The following is a 23,251-nucleotide window of genomic DNA, read 5'->3' as shown; positions in this document are numbered from 1 at the left end:
CGGTCAGCAGATCGGCGGCGACGAGCAGGCCCGGCCTGGCCCCTGGCTGGCGGCGAAGCCGCCGCCCTCGGCGATCATCTCGCGCTGCAGCCAGCCGACGGTCTCGGCCGCGCGGGCGGCCAGGCGTGGATCGGGGCGGGCGGCTTGCAGCAGCGCCAGCAGCTCGAGAAGTTGGGCGTTGTCGGACAGCATCTTCTCGAAATGCGGCACCAGCCAGAGCGCATCGGTGCTGTAGCGAGCATAGCCGCCGCCGAGATGGTCATAGAGGCCGCCCTGCGACATGCGGTGCAGCAGCAGCGCCACCGCCTCGGCGCAGGCCGGCGCGCCGAGCCGCTGGCCCATTTGCCACAGGAAGCGGAAGAGCGGCGGGCTCGGGAATTTCGGCGCTCCGGCGAGCCCGCCCTCGATGGGATCGAGATGGCGCAGCAGGTCTCCGGCAGCCCCTGCCAGCGCCTCGCCCGAGGGCAGCGGGCCCGGCCTCGCCGCCGCCAGGCGGCCCAGCGCCTGCCGCAGCGCGGCGACGTTCTGCCGCACCTTGTCGCCCTCGGTCCGATAGGCCTCGGCGACGCCCCGCAGCACCTGGCGGAAGGAGGGGCGGCCCTGGCGCGGCTCGGGCGGGAAATAGGTGCCGCCCCAGAAGGGCTCGCCCGCGGGCGTGAGCATCATGGTGAGCGGCCAGCCGCCCGGCTCGCCCATGAGCTGCAAGGCGTTCATGTAGAGCGCATCGATCTCCGGCCGCTCCTCCCGGTCCACCTTGATGCAGACATAGAGCGCGTTCATCAGCGCCGCGGTCTCGGGGTCCTCGAAGGATTCACGGGCCATGACATGGCACCAGTGGCAGGCGGCATAGCCGATGCTGAGCAGGATCGGCCGGTCGGTCGCCGCCGCCTCCTCCAGCGCCGGCCGGCCCCAGGGGCGCCAGTGCACGGGGTTGCCGGCGTGCTGCAGCAGATAGGGCGAGAGGGCGTCGCGCAGCAGGTTTTCGGGCGGGAGGATCGGCATCTGGGGCACCCTGGCCGCAGCGGGAGGGGATGGCTACATGAAGAGGGCGGCGCCGGCTTCCAGCAGCCTCGCACCGGCCCCTGCGGAGAGACGCCTTGCCCGACAGTCCCGTTCCCCCCGATCCGCCGCCCTATTTCCGCGCCCATGTCTTCGTCTGCTGCAACCGGCGGCCCGATGGGCACCGGCGCGGCTCCTGCGCCGCGCGGGGCTCGGAGAAGCTGCGTGACTACATGAAGGTGCGGGCGAAGGAGCTCGGCCTGGCCGGGGTGCGGATCAACCAGGCGGGCTGCCTGGACCGCTGCGAGTTCGGCCCGGCCCTGGTGATCTATCCCGAGGGCATCTGGTACCGGCCGGAGACGCCAGCCGATATCGACGAGATCCTGGAGACGCATCTGCGCGGTGGCGGCCGGGTGCGGCGGCTGATGCTGACCGAGACGGATGTCGTGCCGAAGGGCTAGGCCATGCGCATGCTCTATCGTGTCGTGGTGTGGGCATCGTCACGCGTTCGGATGATCCCGTCTGACCGCGATCGGCTTTAGGGCAGGCGTCATGACCGGCGGGACCATCTTCGCCCTTGCCTCCGGGGCCGGGCGGGCGGCGGTCGCCGTGCTGCGCCTTTCCGGGCCAGGCACGGCGGCGGCGGTGACGGCCCTGGCGGGCCGGCTGCCGGCGCCGCGCCTGGCCTCGCTGCGCCGCCTGCGGCATCCGGAAACCGGCGAGGTGCTGGACCGGGCGCTGGTGCTCTGGTTCCCGGGGCCGGCCAGCTATACCGGCGAGGACAGCGCCGAGCTGCATCTGCATGGCGGGCCAGCCGTCATCGCCGGGGTGGCGGAGGCGCTCGTCGCCGCCGGGGCCCGCCCGGCCGAGCCCGGCGAGTTCACCCGCCGCGCCTTCGTGCACGGCAAGCTGGACCTCACCGCTGCCGAGGGCATCGCCGACCTCATCGCCGCCGAGACGGCGGGCCAGCGGCGCCAGGCGCTGCGCCAGGCCGAGGGCGCCCTGGCCGGGTTGTATGACGGCTGGACGCGACGCCTGACGGGGCTGCTCGCCCGGCAGGAGGCCTTCATCGAGTTCGAGGAGGAGGACCTGCCGGCGGGGCTGGACGATGCCGTGGCCGGCGCGGCGGCGGCGTTGCGGGGCGAGATCCTGGCGCATCTGGCGGATGCCCGGCGCGGCGAGCGGCTGCGGGAGGGGGTGCTGGTTGCCATCCTCGGCGCGCCGAATGCCGGGAAATCCTCGCTGCTGAACGCGCTCGCCGGGCGGGAGGCGGCCATCGTCTCGGCCCGCGCCGGCACGACGCGCGACGTGGTGGAGGTGCGGCTCGACCTCGGTGGGGTGCCGGTGACCCTGGCCGATACGGCCGGGCTGCGGGAGGCGGTGGACGAGATCGAGGCCGAGGGCATCCGTCGCGCCCGCCGCCGGGCCGAGGAGGCCGATCTGGTGCTCGTTCTATTCGCCGCCGATGAGAGGCCGGATGCTGGGACCCTGGGCTGGCTGGGGCCGGATGCGCTGGTGGTGGCGAACAAGGTCGATCTGGCACCGGCCCCCGCGGTGATCGGGGATCGCGCGCCGCTCCCCCTCTCGCTCCGCACGGGCGAGGGATTGGAGGCGCTGCGCAGCCGCCTCATTGAGGAGGCCGTCGCCCGGGCCGGGCTTGCCGCCGAGACCAGCCTCACCCGGCCGCGGCATCGCGCCGCCCTGACGGAGGCGGTGGACTGGCTGGCCGAGCTGGAGGCCGCGCCGCTGCCGGAGCTGCGGGCCGAGGCGCTGCGGGCGGCGCTGCGGGCCATCGGCCGCATCACGGGCCGGGTTGGCGTCGAGGCCGTGCTCGACGTGGTCTTCGGCGAATTCTGCATCGGGAAATGACGTCATGGCGATGACCGGCGACGAGATCCGCGATTTCTATGCCCGCTGCGCCGCGGCGCGGCAGCGCTTCCAGGACATGGCCCTGCAATCCCTGCCGAGGCAGAAGGTGCTGGACCAGATGGAGCGGCTGGGCCTCGCCCTGGATCCCGAGATGAGCCAGGTCTCGGACGCCGAACTGGCCTATGCCTTCGACCTCGCCATCTATACCGCGCCGCCGGGGCGCTCGCGCGCCATCGATCGGGTGGTCCGCCGCCATGCCGGCTTGCCGGGCGAGGCAGCGCTGGTCCTGAATGCGCTCAGCCAGGCTTGGCTCTCCATCTTCCGCGTGCTGGACCGGCACCCGGAGGAGGGGCTGATCCTGAAGGACGAACTGCGTGGCGGCGAGGTCTGGCTGGTGGACCAGGCGATTACCGAGACGGCGCCGCCGGGGACGGTGATTGCCAGCCGCATCGGCCGCGTGCTCGGCTTCTGCATCTCCACGGGCGTGGTGGCGGAACTCGACGAGGACCGTCTGGCCGGCATCAAAGCCATCACCTCCACCAGCGGGGTTGCCGCCGAAGCCCTGCTCGACGATCCACGCTTCGCCACCATGATGTGGCAGGACGGGCTCGGCTTCCGCATCGGGTGAGGCTTCGTGCCGGGGCGCGGCTTCGCTATATCCCCGCCATGTTTGATGCAGTCTTCGATGTGGTGGTGATCGGCGGCGGCCATGCCGGCTGTGAGGCCGCCGCGGCCGCGGCACGCTGCGGCGCCCGCACCCTGTTGCTGACCCACCGGATCGAGACGCTAGGCGAGATGTCCTGCAACCCGGCGATCGGCGGGGTGGGCAAGGGACATCTGGTGCGCGAGGTGGATGCGCTGGACGGGCTCATGGGCCGCGCGGCCGATGCCGCCGGGCTCCATTTCAAGCTGCTGAATCGCAGCAAGGGTCCGGCCGTGCGGGGGCCGCGGGCCCAGGCCGACCGCAAGCTGTACCGGCAGGCGATCCAGGCCCTGTTGCGCGCGACCGAGGGGCTGACCATCGCGGCGGAGGCGGCCGAGGATCTGGTGATCGGGGCGGGTGGCGAGGTTGCAGGTGTCGTTACGGCCACCGGTCGGCAGATCGGCGCCGGCGCAGTCGTCATCACCACCGGCACCTTCCTGCGCGGCATGATCCATATCGGCGAGATGCGCATCCCGGCAGGCCGGGTCGGCGAGGCACCCTCGATCGGCCTTGCGGACACGCTGCGCCGGCTGGGTCTGCCGCTCGCCCGGCTGAAGACCGGCACGCCGCCCCGCCTCGATGGCCGCAGCATCGACTGGGCGGCGCTGGAGCCGCAGCCGGGAGACGACCCGCCCGAGCCGCTCTCCTGGATGACCGAGCGGATCACCAATCCGCAACGGCCCTGCGCCATCACGGCGACGACGCCGGCCACGCATGATCTCATTCGTGCCAATCTGCACCGCACGGCCGTCTATGGCGGCCGGATCGAGGGCGTTGGGCCGCGCTATTGTCCCTCGATCGAGGACAAGGTGGTGCGCTTCGCCGACCGGCAGCGGCATCAGATCTTCCTCGAACCCGAGGGGCTGGATGACGACACCGTCTATCCGAACGGCATCTCCACCAGTCTGCCGGAGGCGATTCAGGCGGCGTTGATTGCCTCGATCCCTGGGTTGGAGCGGGCCCGCATCCTGCGACCGGGCTATGCCATCGAGTACGACTATGTCGATCCGCGTGCGTTGACGCCGGCGCTGGAGCTGCGCGCCACGCCGCGCCTGTTCCTGGCAGGGCAGATCAACGGCACCACCGGCTATGAAGAGGCGGCGGCGCAGGGCGTGATGGCCGGGCTGAACGCCGCATGCCGATCCTCCGGCCGCCTGCCAGACCGGATTCTCAGCCGGAGCGAGGCCTACACCGGCGTGCTGGTGGATGACCTGATCCTGCAGGGCGTGACGGAACCCTATCGGATGCTGACCGCGCGCTCGGAATTCCGTCTCGCGTTGCGGGCCGACAATGCCGGGCTGCGCCTGACGGAGAAAGGCATCGCCTGGGGCGTGGTAGGCAGCGAGCGAGCTCGGGCGCATCGCAGCTTCGTCGCAGCGCTGGAGGTGGCGCTGGCACGGGCGCGTGCGGAAGGCGGCTCGCCCTCGTGGTACGCAGCGGCCGGCGTCGCGGTCAACCAGGATGGACGCTGGCGCAATGCGCTGGAGGCACTGGCCCTGCCGGCCATGACGGCAGAGGCAGCAGATCGCATCTTCCCTTGGTTGCAGGGCTTGCCACCGCGGCTGCGAGCCGAGTTGGAGGCTCAGGCCCTCTACGCCCCCTATCTGGAGCGGCAGGCCGTGGAATTGCGGGCGCTGGCGCGGGAGGAGCAGATGGCGATTCCGGCCGGGATCGATTTCGCACTCATTCCCGGCCTTTCGGCGGAAATGCGGCAGCGGCTCTCACGGGCCCGGCCAGCAACCCTTGGCAGCGCCGGCCGCCTGCCAGGCATCACGCCGGCGGCGCTGGCGGCCCTGGCCGTGCATCTGCGTCGCACGGAGGCGCGTTTCACGTGAAACACCTCGGCCTCAATGTTCCACGTGAAACAGAGGACAGGCTTCATGAGTTCGTCGCACTGCTGCAGCGCTGGAATACGCGCATCAACCTGACCGCCGAGCGCGATCAGGCAGGCCTCTGGCAGCGCCATGTCCAGGATTCGCTACAGCTCTGGCCCCTGCTGCCCGAGGCCGAAGGCGTCCTGGTCGATCTCGGCTCTGGCGCCGGCTTCCCGGGCCTCATCCTGGCAGCCGTCACCGGGTGGGAAACGCATCTGGTGGAAGCCGACCGGCGAAAATCCGCCTTCCTGATTGAGGCCAGTCGCACCCTGGCCCTCCCTCGGGTCCAAGTACACGCCCAGCGGATCGAAGCGGCGCATTTGCCCAAAGCCGCCATCCTGACCGCCCGGGCGCTGGCGCCCCTGACCACCCTGCTCGCCTATGCCGCATCCATCCTGAGGCCGGATGGGATTGCGCTCTTCCCCAAGGGCAGGACCGCGGCGCAGGAATTGACGGAGGCCTCGCGCGCCTGGATCATGCGCACCGAACGCTTTCCGAGCCGCACCGACCCGGCCGCCACCATCTTCCGTATCAGCGAGATTCGTCCTGCCGGCTCCCCGACCTGACCGGGCCCATCCCCGCGTCATCGCCTTCGCCAACCAAAAAGGTGGCGTCGGCAAAACCACGACCGCGATCAACCTCGCCACTGTCCTGGCGGCGCAACACAAGGTTCTGCTCCTCGATCTCGATCCGCAGGGCAATGCCTCGACCGGCCTTGGCATCGAACGGGCGGACCGCGGGGCCGGCACCTATGCTCTGCTGGTCGATGGCCGCCCACTGGCCGAGTTGCTGCGGCCTACCCCGGTGCCGACGCTGCAGCTTGTCCCGGCTGATGCCGATCTGGCCGGGGCGGAAGTCGAGCTGGTGGCGATGGAGGACCGCGAGCGCCGGCTGACGCAGGCGCTCGCGGCCGATCCCGCCCTGAGGGATAGCTTCGACTATATCCTGCTGGACTGCCCGCCTTCGCTGGGGCTGTTGACCCTGAACGCCCTGGTTGCCGCGCATAGTGTTCTGGTGCCGCTGCAAACCGAGTTCTTCGCCTTGGAAGGCGTCAGCCAGATCACCCAGACCATTGAGCGGGTGAAGCGGGCGCTCAACCCGGGCCTGGCGCTCGAGGGTATCCTGCTGACCATGTATGATCGCCGGAACAACCTCTCCGAGCTGGTGGCGCAGGATGTGCGCGGCTTCTTCAAGGACAAGGTATTCGAGACCGTGATTCCGCGGAATATCCGGATCAGCGAGGCTCCCTCGCATGGGCTGCCGGTCAGCCTCTATGATGCGCGCTCGCCCGGGGCACAGGCCTATGCCGCGCTCGGGGCCGAGATGTTGCGGCGGGAGAAGCGGGCATGAGCGGCGCCAAGAAGCCGATGCGCCTGGGCCGTGGCCTTTCGGCCCTGCTCGGCGATGCGCCTCCCGCGCCGATCCCGTCCACGGGGACCGCGCCCGCCGGCGAGGGCGGCATCCGCACCCTGCCGGTCGAGATGCTCGAGCCCGGCCCCTTCCAGCCACGCGGCCCAATCGATCAGGGCCCCTTGCAGGAACTGGCTGACAGCATCAAGGAACATGGCGTGCTGCAGCCGATCCTGGTGCGGGACAAGCCGGGCAGTCCCGGCCAGTACCAGATCATCGGCGGCGAGCGCCGCTGGCGCGCTGCCCAGCTCGCGCAGCTGCATGAGGTGCCGGTCCTGCTGCGGAACCTCGATGACCGGGCCGCCATGGCCGCTGCCCTGGTCGAGAATCTGCAGCGCCAGGATCTCAACGCATTGGAGGAGGCGGAAGGCTTCCGTCGGCTGATCGACGAATTCGGCCTCACCCAGGACCAGCTCGGCCAAGCCGTGGGCAAGAGCCGCAGCCATGTGGCGAACACGCTGCGCCTGCTGGCCCTGCCCGAGCGGGTGCGGGAGCTGCTGCGCGACGGGGCCTTGACCGCGGGCCATGCCCGCGCCCTGCTGACCGCGCCGGATGCCGAGGCGCTGGCCCTCCAGGTGGTGGATCGCGGGCTGAATGTGCGCCAGACCGAGGCGCTCGTCGCCGCCAAGCCGCGCGAGCCCAGCGCCAAGCCGGCCGCAGCGCCAGAGACGCTGGCGCTGGAGCAGGACCTGTCGACCCGCCTCGGTCTCAAGGTCAGCATCCGCCATGGGGGCCGCGGCGGCCAGGTGATGATCCAGTACCGGGACCTGGATCAGCTCGACGGTCTCATCCGCCTACTGAACCCCTGACGCCTCAACGCCGGCTGGCGGCCTGACGGGCCAGGCCGGTCACGGCGTTGCGGGCGATGGTCATGGCCGGCAGGCCGGTGGTCTTCGTCCGCCGCTCCGCCTCCAGCAGGGCCGCTCCGGCCGCCTGCAGCGCATCGGGCCGCCAAAGCCGGAGGGCTCGTTCCATCGCCGGCCGATGGCGGAAGAAGACCGGCGGCCGCAATGTCTCCAGCGCCCCGGCCGGCGCCGCCCCCGCCGCCACGGCCAGGGCCGCCTGATGCAGGCGCTGCATGTGCCGCAGCGCGGCCCTCACCACCTGCACGGCATTCGCACCCTCGGCGAAGGCGGTGTCGAGCGCCTTGTCGGCGGTCGCCACCTCGCCCGCCATCGCCGCCATCAGCGCCTCCTCGAGGTCGAGCGCCGAACCCTCGGCAACGCAGGCGATGGCGGCTTCCGGCGTCACCTTGCCGCCCTCGCCGACGAAGAGGGCCAGCTTCTCCAGCTCCCGCCGCAGCAGCATCCGGTCCTCGCCCAGGCGCTGCGCCAGCCACTCGGTGGCAGCCGGCTCGGCCGAGACGCCCAGCTCCTGCAGGATGCGCGCGATGGAGGCGGCGAGCTCCGCCCCCCGTTCCCGGTAGCAGGCGATCACCGCGCCGGCGGCCGAAGCCTCCACTAGCTTGAAGAGGGCGGCGCTGGTCCGCAGCTCCGGCGCCTCGATCACCACCAGCCCCGGCCCCGGCCCCGCCAGCGCCGCCCGCGCGGCCTCGACCACCGGCTTGCCGTCGCCGGCATCGCGCAGCCGCACCAGGCAGCGTCCGCCGGTCAGGGGCGCGCTCGCCGCCTCATTGGCCAGGGAGTGCGGCGCCCGCAGCATCTCCCTCGCCGCCTCGACCAGGCGCAGCGCATCGCCCCCGGTCACGCTGCGGATCAGCGCCTCGCAACGCTCGCGGATCAGGCCGGGATCATCGCCATGCAGCAGCACGACGCGGCAGGCGCCAGGATCGGCGAGGAAGGCGCCAAGGCGCCGCGCATCCAGCTTCGCCACGGTCAGCCCGTGGCCCTGGACCGGCTCTCCCCCCGCCGGCGCAGGGCCAGCGCCACTTGGCGGGTGATCTCCTCCGCCATCTCCTCCATCGCGCGGCCCTCCATGGCGTCGCGGGCGCTGTCGGCGGAGAAGAATTGCAGGTCGGGGATGTTGAAGGAGTCGATCGCCCGATAGGGAATGTCGGAGCGGGCCACCGGCACCGGTGGGACGGAGAGCGTCGCCAGGTCCCAGGTGCCGGTGAAGGTGTAGCGCACCCGGGTGATGGTGCCGTCGCGCCGGTAGCCCAGCACCTCGACGCCGGGGGTGTAGGAGACGTTGAGCTGGTAGCGCGCCGGCGTGCCCGGCGCCGCGTCTTCCAGGCGCCGTTGCAGGTTCCGCCGCAGCAACTGGCCGGTCCGCTCATGGATCGGTCCGACGCGCACCGCGGCCAGCTCGGTGACGATGTCGGCATTGCCGCCATCGGCCGCCGTGTCCGGCGCGTAGAGGGGCCGGAAGCCGCAGGCCGAGAGGCCGAGCAGCCCGGCCGCGCCGAGCAAGCGGCGGCGCGTCGCCGCCTCAGACAACGAAATTGACGACCCGGCCAGGGACATGGATGCGCTTCCGGATGGGCTTCCCAGCGATGCTCCGCTGCACATTCTCCTCCGCCTCGGCGAGCGCGAAGATCGTAGCCTCGTCCGCATCCACCGCCACCTCGATCGTGCCGCGCAGCTTGCCGAGCACCTGCACGGCGAGCGTCACCGTCTCGGCCCGCAGCAGCGCCGGATCGGGCTCCAGCCAGGGCAGCTCGGCGACCAGGGCGGTCTCGTCGGGCCGCAGCAGCGACCACAGCTCCTCGGCCAGATGCGGCATCATCGGCGCGACGAGGCGCGTGATCGCCTCCAGCGCCTCCCGCTTCGCCGCGCCCGTGCCCTCGCCCGCCTCGCCGATGGCATTGGCGAATTCGTGGATGCGGGCGACGGCGACGTTGAAGGCGAAGCTGTCCAGCGCCTCGGTCACCGCGGCGATGGTCCGGTGCGTCGCCTGGCGGAGCTTCTTCGCCTCGCCCGTCGCGCCCTCCGCGCCGGTGCCGGCCGGCGGCAGACCGTCCAGCGCCGCCGCCACAAGGCGATAGAGGCGCTGGCTGAAGCGATAGGCGCCGGCGACGCCCGCCTCGGTCCACTCCATGTCCCGCTCCGGCGGGTTGTCGGAGAGGATGAACCAGCGCGCGGTGTCGGCGCCGTAGCGGTCGATGATGGCGCCCGGATCCACCGTGTTGCGCTTCGACTTCGACATCGCCTCGACCCGGCCGATGGTGACCGGCGCGTTGCCGCCCTTCAGCGTTGCGGTGCGCGAGCCGTCGGCGGCCGTGCCGAACTCCACCTCCTCCGGGTAGAGCCAGCGGCCATCGGCCGACTTGTAGCTCTCATGCGTCACCATGCCCTGGGTGAAGAGGCCGGCGAAGGGCTCGGCGATCGCCAGATGCCCGGTGTCGCGCATGCCGCGGGTGAAGAAGCGGCTGTAGAGCAGGTGCAGGATCGCATGCTCGATGCCGCCGATATACTGGTCGACCGGCAGCCAGGCATCGACCGCCTCCCGGGTCACCGGCACCGCGGCCCGCGGCGAGCAGAAGCGGGCGAAATACCAGGAGCTGTCGACGAAGGTGTCGCAGGTATCGGTCTCGCGCCGCGCCGGCTGGCCGCAGGACGGGCAGGCGACGTGCTTCCAGGTCGGGTGCGTGTCCAGCGGGTTGCCGGGCTTGGAGAAATCCACGTCCTCGGGCAGCCGCACCGGCAGCTGGTCGTCCGGCACCGGCACCACGCCGCAGGCCGCGCAATGGATGAAGGGGATCGGGCAGCCCCAGTAGCGCTGGCGGGAGACGCCCCAGTCGCGCAGGCGCCAATTCACCAGGCCGGTGCCCTGCCCCTTCGCCTCCAGCGCCTCGATCGCCCGCCGCTTGGCCGCCGTCACCTCCAGCCCATCGAGGAAGCCGGAGTTGAAGATGGTGCCCTCGCCCGTATAGGCGGCGCCCTCCAGCGCGAAGCCCTGCGGGTCGGCGCCCGGCGGCAGCACCACGGGGGTGATCGGCAACCCGTATTTGGCGGCGAATTCGTAGTCCCGCTCGTCATGCCCGGGGCAGCCGAAGATCGCGCCGGTGCCGTATTCCATGAGCACGAAATTGGCGATCCAGACCGGAAAGCTGGCGCCCTCGATGAAGGGATGCGCGACGCGGAAGCCGGTGTCGTGGCCGCGCTTCTCCGCCTGCTCGATCGTCGCCTCGCTGGTCCCCATGCGCCGGCACTCGGCGACGAAGGCCGCCGCCTGCGGATCCCGCGCCGCGGCGGCCGCGGCCAGCGGATGCTCGGCGGCGACGGCGAGGAAGCTCATGCCGAACAGCGTGTCCGGCCGCGTGGTGAAGACCTCGATGTCGTCGATGGGCGGCTGCGGCGCCGCGGCCTCGACCGGCGCGGTCAGCCGGAAGCGCACCCGCGCCCCCTCGCTGCGGCCGATCCAGTTGGCCTGCATCAGCTTCACCCGCTCCGGCCAGCGGTCGAGGCCCTCCAGCGCCCGCAGCAGGTCGTCGGCATATTTGGTGATGCTGAAGAACCACTGGCTGAGCTGCTTCTTCTCGACCAGCGCGCCGCTGCGCCAGCCGCGGCCATCGATCACCTGCTCGTTCGCCAGCACCGTGCCGTCCACCGGGTCCCAGTTGACCCAGCTCTCCTTCCGCTCGACCAGGCCGGCGCGATGGAAATCGAGGAAGAGCTTCTGCTGCTGGCCGTAATATTCGGCGTCGCAGGTGGCGAATTCCCGGGCCCATTCGATGGAGAGCCCCATGCGCTTCAGCTCGGCGCGCATGTTGGCGATGTTCTGGTAGGTCCAGGTGCCGGGATGGATGCCGCGCTCCCGCGCCGCATTCTCCGCCGGCAGGCCGAAGGCGTCCCAGCCCATCGGGTGCATGACCATATGGCCGCGCGCCCGCTTGTAGCGCGCGACGACATCGCCCAGCGTGTAGTTGCGGACATGGCCCATATGGATCTTCCCGCTCGGGTACGGGAACATCTCCAGAACATAGTATTTCTTCGCATCGGCCGGCGGCACGTCCGGCACGGCGAAGCAGGCGCGCCGCTCCCATTCCGCCTGCCAGCGCGGCTCGGCGGAGCGGAAATCGTGCCGGAGCTCCTGCTGGTGGCTGTCCCGGCGGGTGGTGGTGCTGGCGTCGTTCATCGACCGTCGATATGGCTGCTCGGACAAGGGAATAAGCCGTGCTCCGGCGCCTGGGAAGGGCGCGCTTGCGCCCCGTCGCGGCGCCGGTCCCGCCCGGCTCAGCTCGCCTCGAGCCAGTGCACCTCGCCGTCATCCAGGTCGTAATGCGCCGGCACGATCCGCAGCCGGCCGCGGTCCAGCGCCTCCTGCAGCACCGGGCTCTGCGTGCGCAGCCGCAGGGCGACGCGCCGCGCATTGGCGCGGACCGCGGCGCCGAGCGTGGTGTCGCCCGCGCGCCGCGCCGAGAGCACGGCCGGCAGGATGGGCTGCACCATCTCGCCGATCACGCCGGGGAAGGTGGTGTTGCGGTCTACCACATCGACCGCCGCGGCGACGGCGCCGCAGCTTTCATGCCCGAGCACCACGATCAGCGGGCAGCCCAGCACGCCGACGCCGTATTCGATGCTGCCGAGCGCCGCGGTATCGACCGTGTTGCCGGCATTGCGGACGATGAAAAGCTCGCCGAGGCCGCGGCCGAAGAGCAGCTCGGGCGGCACCCGGCTGTCCGAGCAGCCGACCAGGACGCAGAAGGGCGCCTGGCCGCGCGCCAGTTCCAGCCGCCTCTCCCGCCCCTGGACCGCGCGGAAGGGGGCATCGGTCTGGAAGCGCTGATTGCCGTCGCGCAGCAGGGCGAGCGCCTGGTCAGGCGTGAGGTTGGTCCGCGGCACCGGGTCGGCGGCGCGCAGCGGCCGGGGCAGGCCGGCGAGGGCCGCCCCGACGGCGAGCCCGGCGAGGCCGCGCCGGCCTGGCGCGACCGGCAGGCGGCTGCCGGTTCGGCAGCAGGGGCAGGCGGGATCGGGGTGATGCATCGTCTGGACAGTCCCGGCGGGACGCGGCTGCGTCGGGCGGGCCCGGTTGCGCCGCTCTCCTCGTTGCAGCCGCCGGCGGATGGGTCGGCAGCCGAGCCGCGCACCGGCATCGGCCGGTAGTCGAACGCGGCGCGGGGCGGCCGGTGCCCGCCGCTCGCCTGCGATGGGCCCGGGCGGTGGCGGCGCGATGCCGGCTTGCGGCCGGATTTTCAATTCAGAAGGACAACGCCCGGGTCTATAACGCAAAAGACGATATTCTGGCGTGCCATGCGCGCCCCTGTCGGGTTTGCGGATTTCGGTTGTCGCATGGACCAATATGATCTGCCGCCAGCCTCACGGGCGGCGGCCAAGCCCGGCGAGGGCGTGCCCGGGCTCTGGCCGGCGGCACTGGTTGCCCTGCTCGCCGGCATCGCCGGCTGGGCCTGGCTCGATGCCGTGGCGAAGGGCCCGGATGGCGCATGGGCCCTCGGCGATGCCCGGGCCGTGCTGGCACAGGTCACGGAGGAGGAGCGGGAGGCCGCCCTTGGCACCATGGCCGGGCCCGAGACGGTCCTCGCCGCCTTCCGCGGGCAAGAGGCCGGTTGCCCGGTCCCGCTCGCTTGGGTCACGCTCGCAGCCGCGCCGGGCCAGCCCGCCAGCGCGCTCCGCCTGCGTTCCGCCGGCTATGTCTCGCCGCTCTACCGCCTCTCCGAGCTGCCGGTCCGGGTCGCCATCCCCTATCCCGGACCCTATGCGGCCGGCCATGGCGCGCTGACGGTCGTGCCGGCCGGGCAGCCGGCCGTGATTGCCTTGCAGCCCGCCTGGCATGTTGCCGGCGCCGTTGCCCAGACGAGGGAGGTCCGCTGGCGGCCGATCGAGACCTGTCGGCGCGCGCATGGCTGAGATCGGCGCCTGGCTGCGGGCCGTTCTAGGGCCGCAGCCGCTCATGGCGGTCTGCATGCTGCTGCTGACCGGCCTCGCCCTGCTTTCGGCCTTCCGGATCACGCCGAGCCTGCCGCCCTGGCTCGGCATCCTCTGCCTGCTGGCGCTGATGGGGGCGGCGACGCTGTTCTGCGGCCTGCGCATCCTCCGGCTCTGGCCCCGCATCGGCTATGCCCGCACCGGTCGGCATTTCCTCCGCCCGGCGCCCCGCCGGCGGCCGGATCGCAACGGGGGCGACGCCGCCCTCGACCCGCAGGCGGCGCTGGCCGGCATGGTCGGGCTCGAACGGGTCAAGGCGGAGATCACCACCCTCGTCCAGCGCCTGAAGGTCGAGGCGGCGCGGCGCGAGCAGGGGCTGCCGGTCACCCCCCTCTCGCTGCACATGGTCTTCACCGGGCCGCCCGGCGTCGGCAAGACGGTGGTGGCCCGGCTCTACGGCGCCGTCCTCCGCGATCTCGGCGTGCTGGAGAAGGGCCATCTGGTCGAGACCGACCGGGCCGGCCTGGTGGCCGGCTTCGTCGGCCAGACGGCGTTGAAAACGCAGCAGCGCCTGTCCGAGGCGATGGACGGCGTCCTGTTCATCGACGAGGCCTATACGCTGGCCGCGGGCCAGGGCGATCACGGGGATTCCTTCGGCCAGGAGGCCATCGACACGCTGCTGAAGGCGATGGAGGACCACCGCGACCGGCTGGTGGTCATCGTGGCCGGCTATCCGGAACCCATGGAACGGTTCCTCGGCAGCAATCCGGGGCTGCGGTCGCGCTTCGCCAAGACCCTTCATTTCGAGGGCTACGGGCCGGATGCGCTGCTGGCGATCACCCATGATATGGTGCAGCAGGCCGGGATGCACCTGTCCCGGTCGGCGGATGGCATGATCCGGGACTATTTCGCCGCACAGCTCGGCCAGCGGGGCTTCGGCCATGCGCGCGCCGCCCGCACGCTGGTCGAGCGCGCCCGCGAGGCGCAGGCCCTGCGGCTCGCCCCGCATCTGGACGATGGCCGCCTGGATCTGAGCGAGCTGCGGCCCGAGGATGTCTCGGCCGCCATCGCCGGTGACGCATGAGGCGGTTCCTCGGCCGGCTCGGCTTCATCCATCGCCATCTCTGGCGGCGCGATGGCCTCTACCGGGTGGCTCTCCTGGCCGGACCGGCGCCCCTGCTGGGCGTCCTGCTGGCCTTGGCCGCCTGGGCCGGCCTCCAGGCGCTGGTGGCGCCGCGCACCGTGCCCCCGCCGCCGGCCTGGGCGGCCCGGCCGGAGCCCGGCCCAGGGGCCGCCGCGCCGCTGGTGATCGCGCCGGACCTGCCCCTGCCGCCAGGGATGGGCGAGGGCGCGCTGGCCGACCAGGCGAGCGGCTGGGCAGCCACGATCAAAGCCCTGCTGCTCCAGCTGGGGTCGCAATTCGAGATCCCGGACCCGCCCTTGCGGCGCTTCGCCCTGCAGGGGCCCGTCATCGAGGCGGCGCAACTCCAGGCGATGCTGCCGACACCGGTCGGTCTCCATGCCATGACGGGCACCGCCTTCCTCGCCATCCGCCAGGCCGGCCGCCATGCGCTGACGCTGCGGGTCGAGCGCCAGGCGGGCGAGCGGGCGACCTGCCTGGGGCGGCTGGACTTTGGGGGACAGCGGATCATGGAGGTTCTCAACCTCAACATGCAGGGCGGGCAGGGCCGCACCTTCCCGCCGCGCGGCCTCGAATTGCAGCGGGCCTCTATCGGATCGAGTTCGCCTTCAGCTGCTGGCGCGACCAGACGGTGGCGGGGCCGGCCAGGATGACCCTGCTGCTCGCCCGCCCCGGCGATGCGGCGCCGCTGCCGCTGCGCGCCGAGGACATCCTGCGGCGGAATTGAGCATTCCGGAGGGGCGGCCGGGCCTTGCGGCCGCCGGCGCAGGCGGTACACCCGCAAGCGTGCTGCATCTCATCAAGCTTTCCGTCGGCCCAAAGGATGTCGGCCAGCTCCGTGCGCTGCAGGCGGGCCGCGCGGTCGCCGATCCGCCGCTGCGGCATCAGACGCGCATGGTCCCGAAGCGGGCGGCCGAGATCACGGCCGGCGGCTCCATCTACTGGGTGGTCGCGGGCTTCGTGCAGGTGCGCCAGCGCATCCTCGAGATTCGCGACGAGGCCTGGGAGGACGGCACGAGCTGCGCCGGGCTGGTGCTCGACCCGGCGCTGGTGCCCGTGGCGGCCCGACCGGTGAAGCCCTTCCAGGGCTGGCGCTATCTCGAGCCGGCGGCGGCGCCGCCGGATGTCGCCGATGGCGCCACGGCCGAGGGGCTGGAGTCGCTGCCGGCCCGGCTGCGGCAGGAATTGCGCTTGCTCGGCCTGCTCTAGGACCGCCCCACGAAGCCACCGCGCGGCTTTGCGGGCACCCGTGCGTCGCCTCCCGCCCTGAGGAGCGGGTCACGGCCTGCCGTGGCAGGGCCATGGGCAGCGATGGGTCCGGCTGGCGTTCCAATGCCGCTGGCCTGGTGCCGGCGGCGCGCTCAGCCGCCGAGCAACGCACGGACCGCGACCAGCGCCGCCAGCCCGGCCAGCAGCGCCGGCAGCAGCCGCCCGCCTCCCCACCACCAGGCAAGCAGCCCGGCCGCCAGGCCGACGAGGCGCGCCGCCAGCGGCAGGCTGGCCGCGGCGCCGCCCGGCAGGACCACGGCGAGGGCGACGAAGGCCGAGAGCGTCGCCTGGCTGACCGCCGAGGCCCAGGCGATGAGCGGATGATCCGGCCGCAGCCGCCCCGCCACCAGCAATCCGAGGGCCCGCAGCCCCAGCATCGCCGCGATGCTCAGCGCCAGGGCCAAGCTCCGGCCATCCAATCCCGCCATGCCTCCGCCCTCAACCGCCGCCGCGGCGCCAGGGCCGGCGGGCGAGGAAGGCCAGCGTCCCGCCGAGCAGCCCCGCCGCGAGCAGCCCCCAGGCCGCCGGCAGCAGCACCGCCAGCGGCGCCGCGGCGATGCCGGCCAGGATCGGCAGGCGCGAGGCCGGGAGGCGGCCCTCGGCGGCCAGCAGCAGGGCGAAATACAGCGGGTTGGCGAAGAGCAGCGCCGCCAGCAGCGGCGGCCGCAGCCAGGGCGCGGCCAGCAGGCCGAGCCAGGTCGCCAGCCCCGCCACCAGCCAGGAGACCAGGGCGAAGCCGAGGAACCAGCGCAGCCGCGCCGCCTCCGGCAGGCCGGGCAGGACCCGCATCGCCGCCGCCCAGGGCGTGATGGCGATGAAGGGCAGTGCCAGCCAGCGCCGCCGCGGCCCGGCCCCGAGCCAGGGCGCGAGCGCCATCGCCATCGGCAGGAAGCGGGCATTGGCCGCCGTCGCGCCGAGGGTGGCGCCCGTCGGGTCGCCCGTGCCGGCGGCCTGCAGCAGCACGAGCTGCCCGGCCATGCCATAGACCCCAAGCGAGGCGCCGAGCGCCCAGCCGGTGCCGAGCCCGGCGGCGGCGACCGCCGCGCCGAAGGCGAGGAAGCTCACCCCCATGGCGAGGGCCGGGGCGCCGAGGGCCGCGCCGGCACCGGCGCGGAAGGGAGAGCGGGGGGCGTGGGAGGACATGACCGGCGCTGCATCCTGCCATGCCGGGGCGGCGGCGCCACCACCTGGGCGACAAGGCGCGCCGCCGCCGGCCTCGGCATGGCATCGCCGTAACCTGCTTGCCTCGCGGGATGGCGAAGCCTTAAGCCCCGCCCAATGGCGGCGGCAAGCCGCCACATGCGAGAACGACGCGCCGGGCAAGGCATGGCCGCGCCCAAAGCAGTGCCCACGCCCCTTGCCCCTGCCGCATCGCGGCCGTCTGGACTGGAACCCGCATGCGCCACCTGGTCGCCTTCGCCCTGCAGAAGCGGGCGCTCGTGATCCTGCTCTACGTCGCCTTCCTCGGCATCGGCTTCGCGGGCTTCCGGCAGCTCAACATCGAGGCCTATCCCGATCCGGTGCCGCCGACCGTGGTGGTGATCACCCAGAACCAGGGGCAGAGCGCCGAGGAGATCGAGCGCTACATCACCGTCCCGATCGAGGTCGGGCTCTCGGGCATGCCGAACCTGGCCAAGGTCCGCTCGACCTCCCTCTTCGGCCTCTCGGTGGTCTCGGCGCAGTTCACCTTCGCCTTCAACTACGAGCAGTCCCTTCAGCAGGTGCTGAACCGGCTCGGCCAGATCAGCGGGCTGCCGAACGGCGTGCAGCCGCAGATCAGCCCCTGGAGCCCGATCGGCGAGATCCTGCGCTACCGCGTGGTCGGCCCGCCCGGCTTCGCCGTCACCGATCTCCGCGTGCTGCAGGACTGGGTGCTGCAACGCCGCTTCAAGCGCGTGCCGGGGGTGATCGACGTCACCGCCTATGGCGGCCCGACCAAGGCCTACAACGTCATCGTCGACCTGCCGAAGCTCACCGCCTACGGGCTCTCCCTGCCGCAGGTGGTGCAGGCGATCGGCAATGGCGACGCGACGACGGGCGCGGGCATCATCGATGTCGGGCCGCAATCCGCCGTGGTGCAGGGCGTCGGCCTGATCCGCTCGATGGACGATGTCCGCAACGTCGTGCTCGGGGTGAACAACAACGTCCCCGTCCTGCTCTCCGACATCGCGCGGGTGGAGGTGGGCAACCTGCCGCGGCTCGGCATCGCCGGGCAGGAGGCGGATGACGACGTGGTCATGGGCGTGGTGCTGATGCGCCGCGGCGAGCAGACCCTGCCGACCATCCGCGCGGTGGAGCAGGAGGTGAAGGCGATCAATGCCGGCGGCGTGCTGCCGCCCGGCGTGCACATCGTGCCGATCTACGACCGCAAGGACCTGGTGGAGGTGACCACCCACCACGTGGTCAAGAACATCATCATGGGCATCGCCCTGGTGGTCTTCATCCAGTGGCTGTTCCTCGGCGACCTGAAGGGCGCCATCGTGGTGGGCGCGACCATCCCCTTCGCCTTCTTCACCGCCGTCATCGTCATGCTGCTGCGGGGCGAGAGCGCCAACCTGCTCTCCCTCGGCAGCCTGGATTTCGGCCTGCTGGTCGATGCCACGGTCATCATGGTGGAGAATGTCTACCGGCACCTGCACCTGACCCATGGCTCGCATGGCCACCGGATCGCGCACCCGACGGCCTCCCGCGGCCTCTCCGGCGTGCCGCTGATCGTGCTGCGGGCGGCGGGCGAGGTGAGTACGGCGATCTTCTTCTCGGCGCTCATCATCGTCGCCGCCTTCATCCCGCTCTTCACCATGGGCGGCATCGAGGGGCGCATCTTCGGCCCGATGGCCAAGACCTATGCCTATGCCATCGGCGGCGCGCTCTTCGCCACCTTCACCGTCGCCCCGGCGCTGGCCGGCACGCTCTTCAGCGACGAAACCAAGGAGAAGGTGATGCCGATCGTGCGCTGGCTCGGCCGGGCGCACGAATACCTGCACCACATCGCCATGCGGCGGCGGATCACCACCATCGCCGTCTCCGGCGTCCTGCTGCTCGGCGCGGTGGTGCAGTTCAGCCGCATGGGCGGCGAGTTCCTGCCGACGCTCGAGGAGGGCAGCATCTGGATGCGGGCCACCATGCCCGCCACCATCTCGCTCGAGGAGGGCAACCGCTACGTCAACCGCATGCGGATGGTGCTGAAGGAATTCCCCGAGGTCATCACCATCACCTCGCAGCAGGGACGGCCGGATGACGGCACGGACAGCGCCGGCTTCTTCAATGCCGAGTTCTTCGTTCCGCTGAAGCCCATGGACCAGTGGACCACGGCGAAGACCAAGGATGCGCTGGTCGAGAAGATCCAGGGCCGTCTGGCGCAGGAGTTCATCGGCGTCGACTTCAATTTCTCCCAGTACATCTCCGACAACGTGCAGGAGGCGGCCTCGGGGGTGAAGGGCGCCAATGCGCTGAAGGTGATCGGCCCCGAGCTCGACGTGCTGGCGCGGGTGGCGGAGCAGATCCGCCAGCAGATGGAGAAGGTGGACGGCATCGCCGACCTCGCCGCCTTCCGCACCCTCGGCCAGCCGACCGTCTCCATCCGCATCGATCGCGCCAAGGCGGCGCGGTACGGGCTCGCCGTCGACGACATCAACCAGGTGATCCAGGCGGCCATCGGCGGGCAGGAGGCGGCGCGCCTCTATGAGGAGGGCGGCGACCGCAATTTCCCGCTCGTCGTCCGCTTCGACGCCCCCTTCCGCACCAGCCTGGATGCCATCCGCCGCATCCCGATCAGCCCGCAATCCGGCGCGACGCTCGGCGACGTGGCGAAGGTCGGCCTGGTCTCCGGCGCCAGCTATATCTACCGCGAGGATGCCTCGCGCTACGTGCCGGTGAAATTCTCGGTGCGTGGCCGCGACCCGCAATCGGCCGTCGAGGAGGCGCAGGCGCTGGTGGAGCAGAACGTGGTGCTGCCGCCGGGCTACAAGCTGGAATGGGTGGGCGAATTCCGCAACCTGCAGGAGGCGATCGCCCGGCTGAAGATCGTGGTGCCGATCGCCCTCGCCCTCATCGCCATGCTGCTCTACGTGCAGTTCAGCAGCCTGCGCGACACGTTGCTGATCTTCGGCCTGCTGCCGCTCTCCTGCATCGGCGGCGTCACCGCGCTCGAGCTCATGGGGCTGCATTTCAGCGTGCCGGCCGCCATCGGCTTCCTCGCGCTCTTCGGCATCACGGTGATGGAGGGCATCATCCTGCTCTCGCATTTCCACGGGCTGCGCGATGCCGGCATGCCCTGGCGGCAGGCGCTCGACCAGGCCGGCGTCGACCGGATGCGGCCGGTGATGATGACCTGCCTCGCCGCCATGGTGGGGCTGCTGCCGGCGGCGGTGGCCACCGGCATCGGCTCGGACCTGCAGAAGCCGCTGGCGGTGGTGGTGGTGGGCGGCACGACGCTGTTGCCGGTCTTCATCCTGGTGGTCTTCCCGACGATGATCGACCTCTTCGGCAAGCCGGCCGCGATGCGTCGGCGCCAGCCGCGGGGGGCCGGCGCGGTGGTGCGCTGATCGCCCGTCCCGCCCCGCGACGCCGCGGGGCGGGTGCCACGCCGGCGCCGCTATCCGCGCTGCGTCCGGCCGGGTGGCGATCGCCCGTGGAGAGGGTCAGGGCCGTCGTGCCCCGGCAGACGGAGCCCAGGCGCCCCTGCCCGTGCGCTCACCGGCTTGGGCGAGGATGCTCTGGAAAACAATGGCCTGGGGCGTGATCGCTTGAGGCGGACGTACCGAAAAGCGTGACTCACGCGATCGAACCGCAGCCCAGAGCAGGCCGCGGTCGTGCAGCACGCTCCACCTTATTGTCCTGCGGGCATCTTCACCCGATCGGGTGGGTCTACTTGGTCAGGAACCGCTCTAGCGCGCGGCCGACTGGCTCCGCAGCTCGCGGGCCCGGGCGAGGACCTTGTCCTCCATCTCGGAATTGGTCGCGGTGGAGACCGGGCTGTCGATCCACTGCCCGCGCTCCATGGTCTGGCGGAAGACCTGCACGCGCACGCCATCCGAGCGGAGCTGCCGGCCGAGCACATAGGCCTGGGCGCGGAAGCGCTCGCTGCCGGCGCCGGGGGGCGTGTACCAGTCGGTGATGATGGTGCCGCCGAAGGGATCGGCCGAGGCCAGCGGCATGAAGGAGAGGGTGTCGAGCGTCGCGCGCCAGAGATAGGCGTTCACCGAAAGCCCGGTGCCGGCCGCTGCCGCCTCGCGCGCCTCGCGGTCCTTGTCGACACCGAAGACGACCAGCCCGGCGCTCGCGCCCTGCGGGCGGTTGCGCGCCCGGCCATTGCGGTAGTCGCCATACTCGTCGTTGTTGACCAGGCGCTGATTCGCGTCGCCGCAGGCCGCGAGCAGCGGCAGGAGAATGGCGACGGCGGCGAGATGGCGTTTCATGGCGGCCGCACTATGGCGCTATCCCCGGCCGGATCAAGGGCGAAAAAGCAGGGGGAAATCTTCTGTAAATAAAGATGAAAAAGGGCGGCGGATCGCTCCGCCGCCCCCTTCGAAGGTCCGGTCCGCCGATCAGAAGGCGAGGCGGGTGCCGAGGATGAAGACCTTCGCGGTGCTGCGGTCCTGCACGCCCGGGTTGGACGGGTCGAGGTCGCGGCCGCGCTCGGCGATGGTGTAGCTGCTGTACTCAGCCACGATGTCGAGGCCCGGGGCCAGGCGGTAGTTGCCGCCGATGCCGTAGCCGAGGCGGCGCATCAGGCCCGCGCCGGCCGGGTTCGGGGTCGCCGTCAGCACGCCGCCCGTGTAGCCATAGGCCGTGCGGCTCGCGCCCTCGACCGTCTGCATCACGTAGTTGCCGCCGACGGTGATGGGCCCGACGGTGTAGCTGGCACCGGCGAAGAACTGATCCATCGGCCGGTCGCCCTTCATCGGGTTGCCCCAGAAGAAGTTCGAGGTGCCGTGCTCATACTGCGCGCCGACCGTCAGGCCGTAGGCGGTGGCCTGCGCGCCCACCTGCCAGACGCCGAGCGGCTGGAAGATCGAGCGCTGGACGTTGAGCGGGCTGAGTTCCTTCGCCGCGCCCGAGCCGACATAGCCGCCGGTGACCGAGAGGCCGACGCCGGCCAGGCTGCCGCGCCAACGCAGCGCGCCCTGGTACTCGTTCCGGCGGACCGACATCTCCGGGCCCGCCGCGGCGATGCCGAAGTTGGAGGCGCCGGTGAAGGCGTAGGAGCTGTCGCACCAGCCGCTCGACTGGTTGGAGGAGCAGCCCGTGTCCTCGCCGACGCCGTAGTTGAAGGCGAAGGAGGCGCCGAAATCGAAGCCGAAGAACTGCGGCGAGAGGTAGATGATCTTGGTGTTGTCGCCGAGGCCGCCCGGCGAGGTGGTGGTGCGGTCGTTGCCCTGGCGGGTGACGAAGGATTCGCGGTCGCCGTAGACGCCGCCGGTGCCGAAATTGGTGATGACGCCCGAGTTCATCAGGCCGCCGACCGGGCCGTCCTCGTCGCCGAAGCGGATCTGGCCGAAGGTGGGCGAGGCGATGAAGGCGTAGTACTCGTCGATCGAGGCGGTCGTCTTGCCCGTGCTGGCACGCTGCTGGACGATGTTGCGGCCTTCCTGCTGGTTGAAGGCGATCTCGATCACCGCACCGTAGGACAGGCCGTTCGCCGTCTTGCCGTTGACGAAGACATGCACCTCGGCATCGGTCGAGAAGTCGTTCTTCGACAGCCGGGCCACCTCACCCGCGCCGGCGCCGACATTCGACTCCGTGGTGGGAACGGTCGTGCCGCCGACGGTCAGGCTCGACTGCGCCAGGTTCGCCGTGGCGCCCGCGGTGTTGTTGGCCAGGCCGGACGGCGTCGTCGAGTTACGCGCACTCTGCTGCGTATAGCCGTAATAGGCCCGGAAGAAGCCACCGATGCGGACCGTCGGGGCTTCCTGCGCCGCCGCGAAGGACGGAGCCAGGAGCGCCGCGCCGACCACCGCGGTCGTGCCCAGCAGAATCTTACGCATCTCAATCCCTCCTCACGCGCCGGCGGCGCCCGGCTGTTCCCTGCGACCCCTGCCCTGCCCCCTGACAGGACGCGACCCCCGCAAAAGCCTGCGCCAAGCACGGATGCGCCCGGGTCCCGCCAAACTATGATCCACGGCGACAATGACCGGCAACCGGTCGGAGACGGTGACCGCGACTTCCCCGAGACACTGTGGCGGACCCGCCACATGCGTAT

Annotated in this window: 21 protein-coding genes; 12 read left to right on the top strand and 9 right to left on the bottom strand. The window is 71.5% G+C overall.

Going from position 1 to position 23,251, the window contains the following annotated elements; all coding sequences use genetic code 11:
• Positions 1-3: 3 nt before the first annotated feature.
• Positions 4-1,002: a thioredoxin domain-containing protein gene (locus tag DOO78_RS08790; protein ID WP_111469361.1), complete on the bottom strand. Its 999-nt coding sequence runs from the start codon at positions 1,000-1,002 to the stop codon at positions 4-6.
• A gap of 95 nt (positions 1,003-1,097) precedes the next feature.
• Here DOO78_RS08790 and DOO78_RS08785 point away from each other — a divergent pair, with 95 nt between their 5' ends.
• The 7 genes from DOO78_RS08785 (at position 1,098) to DOO78_RS08755 (ending at position 7,664) form a co-directional block, all read left to right on the top strand.
• Positions 1,098-1,460, top strand: a complete 363-nt coding sequence (locus tag DOO78_RS08785; RefSeq protein WP_111469360.1) for a (2Fe-2S) ferredoxin domain-containing protein — start codon at positions 1,098-1,100, stop codon at positions 1,458-1,460.
• Positions 1,461-1,551: 91 nt separating this feature from the next.
• Positions 1,552-2,868, top strand: a complete 1,317-nt coding sequence (mnmE, locus tag DOO78_RS08780) for a tRNA uridine-5-carboxymethylaminomethyl(34) synthesis GTPase MnmE (protein ID WP_111469359.1) — start codon at positions 1,552-1,554, stop codon at positions 2,866-2,868.
• A gap of 4 nt (positions 2,869-2,872) precedes the next feature.
• Positions 2,873-3,496, top strand: coding sequence for a hypothetical protein (locus tag DOO78_RS08775; RefSeq protein WP_111469358.1), 624 nt, complete (start codon positions 2,873-2,875; stop codon positions 3,494-3,496).
• 38 nt (positions 3,497-3,534) lie between these two features.
• A complete protein-coding gene (mnmG, locus tag DOO78_RS08770) occupies positions 3,535-5,406 on the top strand; it encodes a tRNA uridine-5-carboxymethylaminomethyl(34) synthesis enzyme MnmG (RefSeq protein WP_111469357.1) in 1,872 nt (623 codons plus the stop codon).
• Complete coding sequence (gene rsmG, locus DOO78_RS08765; RefSeq protein WP_111469356.1) at positions 5,403-6,011, top strand: 16S rRNA (guanine(527)-N(7))-methyltransferase RsmG; 609 nt, start codon at positions 5,403-5,405, stop codon at positions 6,009-6,011. Before mnmG ends, rsmG begins: the two co-directional genes overlap by 4 nt.
• The gene (locus DOO78_RS08760) at positions 5,992-6,795 is read left to right on the top strand and encodes a ParA family protein (RefSeq protein ID WP_111469355.1); all 804 of its coding nucleotides are present in this window, start codon (positions 5,992-5,994) and stop codon (positions 6,793-6,795) included. The genes rsmG and DOO78_RS08760 overlap by 20 nt, the downstream gene beginning before the upstream one ends.
• Entirely contained in the window at positions 6,792-7,664 is an 873-nt protein-coding gene (locus DOO78_RS08755; protein ID WP_111469354.1) for a ParB/RepB/Spo0J family partition protein, read from the top strand. The genes DOO78_RS08760 and DOO78_RS08755 overlap by 4 nt, the downstream gene beginning before the upstream one ends.
• Before the next feature lie 4 nt (positions 7,665-7,668).
• On the opposite strand, the gene holA is transcribed toward DOO78_RS08755, so the two are convergent.
• The 4 genes from holA to DOO78_RS08735 all read right to left on the bottom strand — a co-directional run bounded on the left by holA (position 7,669) and on the right by DOO78_RS08735 (position 12,740).
• Positions 7,669-8,688, bottom strand: a complete 1,020-nt coding sequence (gene holA / locus DOO78_RS08750) for a DNA polymerase III subunit delta (protein ID WP_111469353.1) — start codon at positions 8,686-8,688, stop codon at positions 7,669-7,671.
• A gap of 2 nt (positions 8,689-8,690) precedes the next feature.
• Complete coding sequence (gene lptE / locus DOO78_RS08745) at positions 8,691-9,251, bottom strand: LPS assembly lipoprotein LptE (protein ID WP_165838797.1); 561 nt, start codon at positions 9,249-9,251, stop codon at positions 8,691-8,693.
• A complete protein-coding gene (gene leuS, locus DOO78_RS08740) occupies positions 9,244-11,892 on the bottom strand; it encodes a leucine--tRNA ligase (protein WP_111469351.1) in 2,649 nt (882 codons plus the stop codon). The genes lptE and leuS overlap by 8 nt, the downstream gene beginning before the upstream one ends.
• 98 nt (positions 11,893-11,990) lie before the next feature.
• Positions 11,991-12,740 carry a carbonic anhydrase gene (locus DOO78_RS08735; RefSeq protein WP_111469350.1) on the bottom strand — a complete coding sequence of 250 codons (750 nt, stop codon included), beginning with the start codon at positions 12,738-12,740 and terminating at the stop codon, positions 11,991-11,993.
• Positions 12,741-13,046: 306 nt separating this feature from the next.
• Between DOO78_RS08735 and DOO78_RS08730 the strand changes: the two genes are divergently transcribed.
• From DOO78_RS08730 to DOO78_RS08715, 4 genes are all read left to right on the top strand, one after another.
• Positions 13,047-13,622 (top strand): hypothetical protein, encoded by a 576-nt coding sequence (locus tag DOO78_RS08730; protein ID WP_111469349.1) that lies wholly within the window; start codon positions 13,047-13,049, stop codon positions 13,620-13,622.
• Positions 13,615-14,724 carry an AAA family ATPase gene (locus tag DOO78_RS08725; protein WP_243634464.1) on the top strand — a complete coding sequence of 370 codons (1,110 nt, stop codon included), beginning with the start codon at positions 13,615-13,617 and terminating at the stop codon, positions 14,722-14,724. The genes DOO78_RS08730 and DOO78_RS08725 overlap by 8 nt, the downstream gene beginning before the upstream one ends.
• Entirely contained in the window at positions 14,721-15,434 is a 714-nt protein-coding gene (locus DOO78_RS08720) for a hypothetical protein (protein ID WP_111469348.1), read from the top strand. The genes DOO78_RS08725 and DOO78_RS08720 overlap by 4 nt, the downstream gene beginning before the upstream one ends.
• Before the next feature lie 133 nt (positions 15,435-15,567).
• Entirely contained in the window at positions 15,568-15,990 is a 423-nt protein-coding gene (locus tag DOO78_RS08715; protein ID WP_111469347.1) for a DUF1489 family protein, read from the top strand.
• Between the two features lie 152 nt (positions 15,991-16,142).
• Here DOO78_RS08715 and DOO78_RS08710 read toward each other — a convergent pair whose 3' ends face one another.
• Positions 16,143-16,478, bottom strand: coding sequence for an AzlD domain-containing protein (locus tag DOO78_RS08710; RefSeq protein ID WP_128080025.1), 336 nt, complete (start codon positions 16,476-16,478; stop codon positions 16,143-16,145).
• 10 nt (positions 16,479-16,488) lie between these two features.
• The gene (locus tag DOO78_RS08705; RefSeq protein ID WP_111469345.1) at positions 16,489-17,193 is read right to left on the bottom strand and encodes an AzlC family ABC transporter permease; all 705 of its coding nucleotides are present in this window, start codon (positions 17,191-17,193) and stop codon (positions 16,489-16,491) included.
• A gap of 254 nt (positions 17,194-17,447) precedes the next feature.
• Between DOO78_RS08705 and DOO78_RS08700 the strand changes: the two genes are divergently transcribed.
• The gene (locus DOO78_RS08700; protein WP_111469344.1) at positions 17,448-20,594 is read left to right on the top strand and encodes an efflux RND transporter permease subunit; all 3,147 of its coding nucleotides are present in this window, start codon (positions 17,448-17,450) and stop codon (positions 20,592-20,594) included.
• A 342-nt stretch (positions 20,595-20,936) separates the two neighbouring features.
• Here the strand turns inward: DOO78_RS08700 and DOO78_RS08695 are convergent, their stop codons facing one another.
• Together DOO78_RS08695 and DOO78_RS08690 are read right to left on the bottom strand one after the other, a co-directional pair.
• The gene (locus DOO78_RS08695; protein ID WP_111469343.1) at positions 20,937-21,467 is read right to left on the bottom strand and encodes a DUF3576 domain-containing protein; all 531 of its coding nucleotides are present in this window, start codon (positions 21,465-21,467) and stop codon (positions 20,937-20,939) included.
• A gap of 129 nt (positions 21,468-21,596) precedes the next feature.
• Positions 21,597-23,036, bottom strand: coding sequence for a porin family protein (locus DOO78_RS08690; protein WP_111469342.1), 1,440 nt, complete (start codon positions 23,034-23,036; stop codon positions 21,597-21,599).
• Between the last annotated feature and the right edge of the window lie 215 nt (positions 23,037-23,251).

It is taken from the genome of Roseicella frigidaeris (assembly GCF_003258945.1).
Lineage (GTDB): Bacteria > Pseudomonadota > Alphaproteobacteria > Acetobacterales > Acetobacteraceae > Paracraurococcus > Paracraurococcus frigidaeris.
Note: the sequence above shows the minus strand (reverse complement) of the source record. Positions and strands in the feature narration are given on the sequence as shown.

Excerpts from the sequence above, each read along its gene's own strand:
- DOO78_RS08790 (WP_111469361.1), bottom strand. The coding sequence starts at position 1,002 with ATGCCGATCCTCCCGCCCGAAAACCTGCTGCGCGACGCCCTCTCGCCC.
- mnmE (WP_111469359.1), top strand. The coding sequence starts at position 1,552 with ATGACCGGCGGGACCATCTTCGCCCTTGCCTCCGGGGCCGGGCGGGCG.
- DOO78_RS08775 (WP_111469358.1), top strand. The coding sequence starts at position 2,873 with ATGGCGATGACCGGCGACGAGATCCGCGATTTCTATGCCCGCTGCGCC.
- mnmG (WP_111469357.1), top strand. The coding sequence starts at position 3,535 with ATGTTTGATGCAGTCTTCGATGTGGTGGTGATCGGCGGCGGCCATGCC.
- DOO78_RS08755 (WP_111469354.1), top strand. The coding sequence starts at position 6,792 with ATGAGCGGCGCCAAGAAGCCGATGCGCCTGGGCCGTGGCCTTTCGGCC.
- leuS (WP_111469351.1), bottom strand. The coding sequence starts at position 11,892 with ATGAACGACGCCAGCACCACCACCCGCCGGGACAGCCACCAGCAGGAG.
- DOO78_RS08735 (WP_111469350.1), bottom strand. The coding sequence starts at position 12,740 with ATGCATCACCCCGATCCCGCCTGCCCCTGCTGCCGAACCGGCAGCCGC.
- DOO78_RS08730 (WP_111469349.1), top strand. The coding sequence starts at position 13,047 with ATGGACCAATATGATCTGCCGCCAGCCTCACGGGCGGCGGCCAAGCCC.
- DOO78_RS08725 (WP_243634464.1), top strand. The coding sequence starts at position 13,615 with ATGGCTGAGATCGGCGCCTGGCTGCGGGCCGTTCTAGGGCCGCAGCCG.
- DOO78_RS08720 (WP_111469348.1), top strand. The coding sequence starts at position 14,721 with ATGAGGCGGTTCCTCGGCCGGCTCGGCTTCATCCATCGCCATCTCTGG.
- DOO78_RS08710 (WP_128080025.1), bottom strand. The coding sequence starts at position 16,478 with ATGGCGGGATTGGATGGCCGGAGCTTGGCCCTGGCGCTGAGCATCGCG.
- DOO78_RS08705 (WP_111469345.1), bottom strand. The coding sequence starts at position 17,193 with ATGTCCTCCCACGCCCCCCGCTCTCCCTTCCGCGCCGGTGCCGGCGCG.
- DOO78_RS08700 (WP_111469344.1), top strand. The coding sequence starts at position 17,448 with ATGCGCCACCTGGTCGCCTTCGCCCTGCAGAAGCGGGCGCTCGTGATC.
- DOO78_RS08695 (WP_111469343.1), bottom strand. The coding sequence starts at position 21,467 with ATGAAACGCCATCTCGCCGCCGTCGCCATTCTCCTGCCGCTGCTCGCG.
- DOO78_RS08690 (WP_111469342.1), bottom strand. The coding sequence starts at position 23,036 with ATGCGTAAGATTCTGCTGGGCACGACCGCGGTGGTCGGCGCGGCGCTC.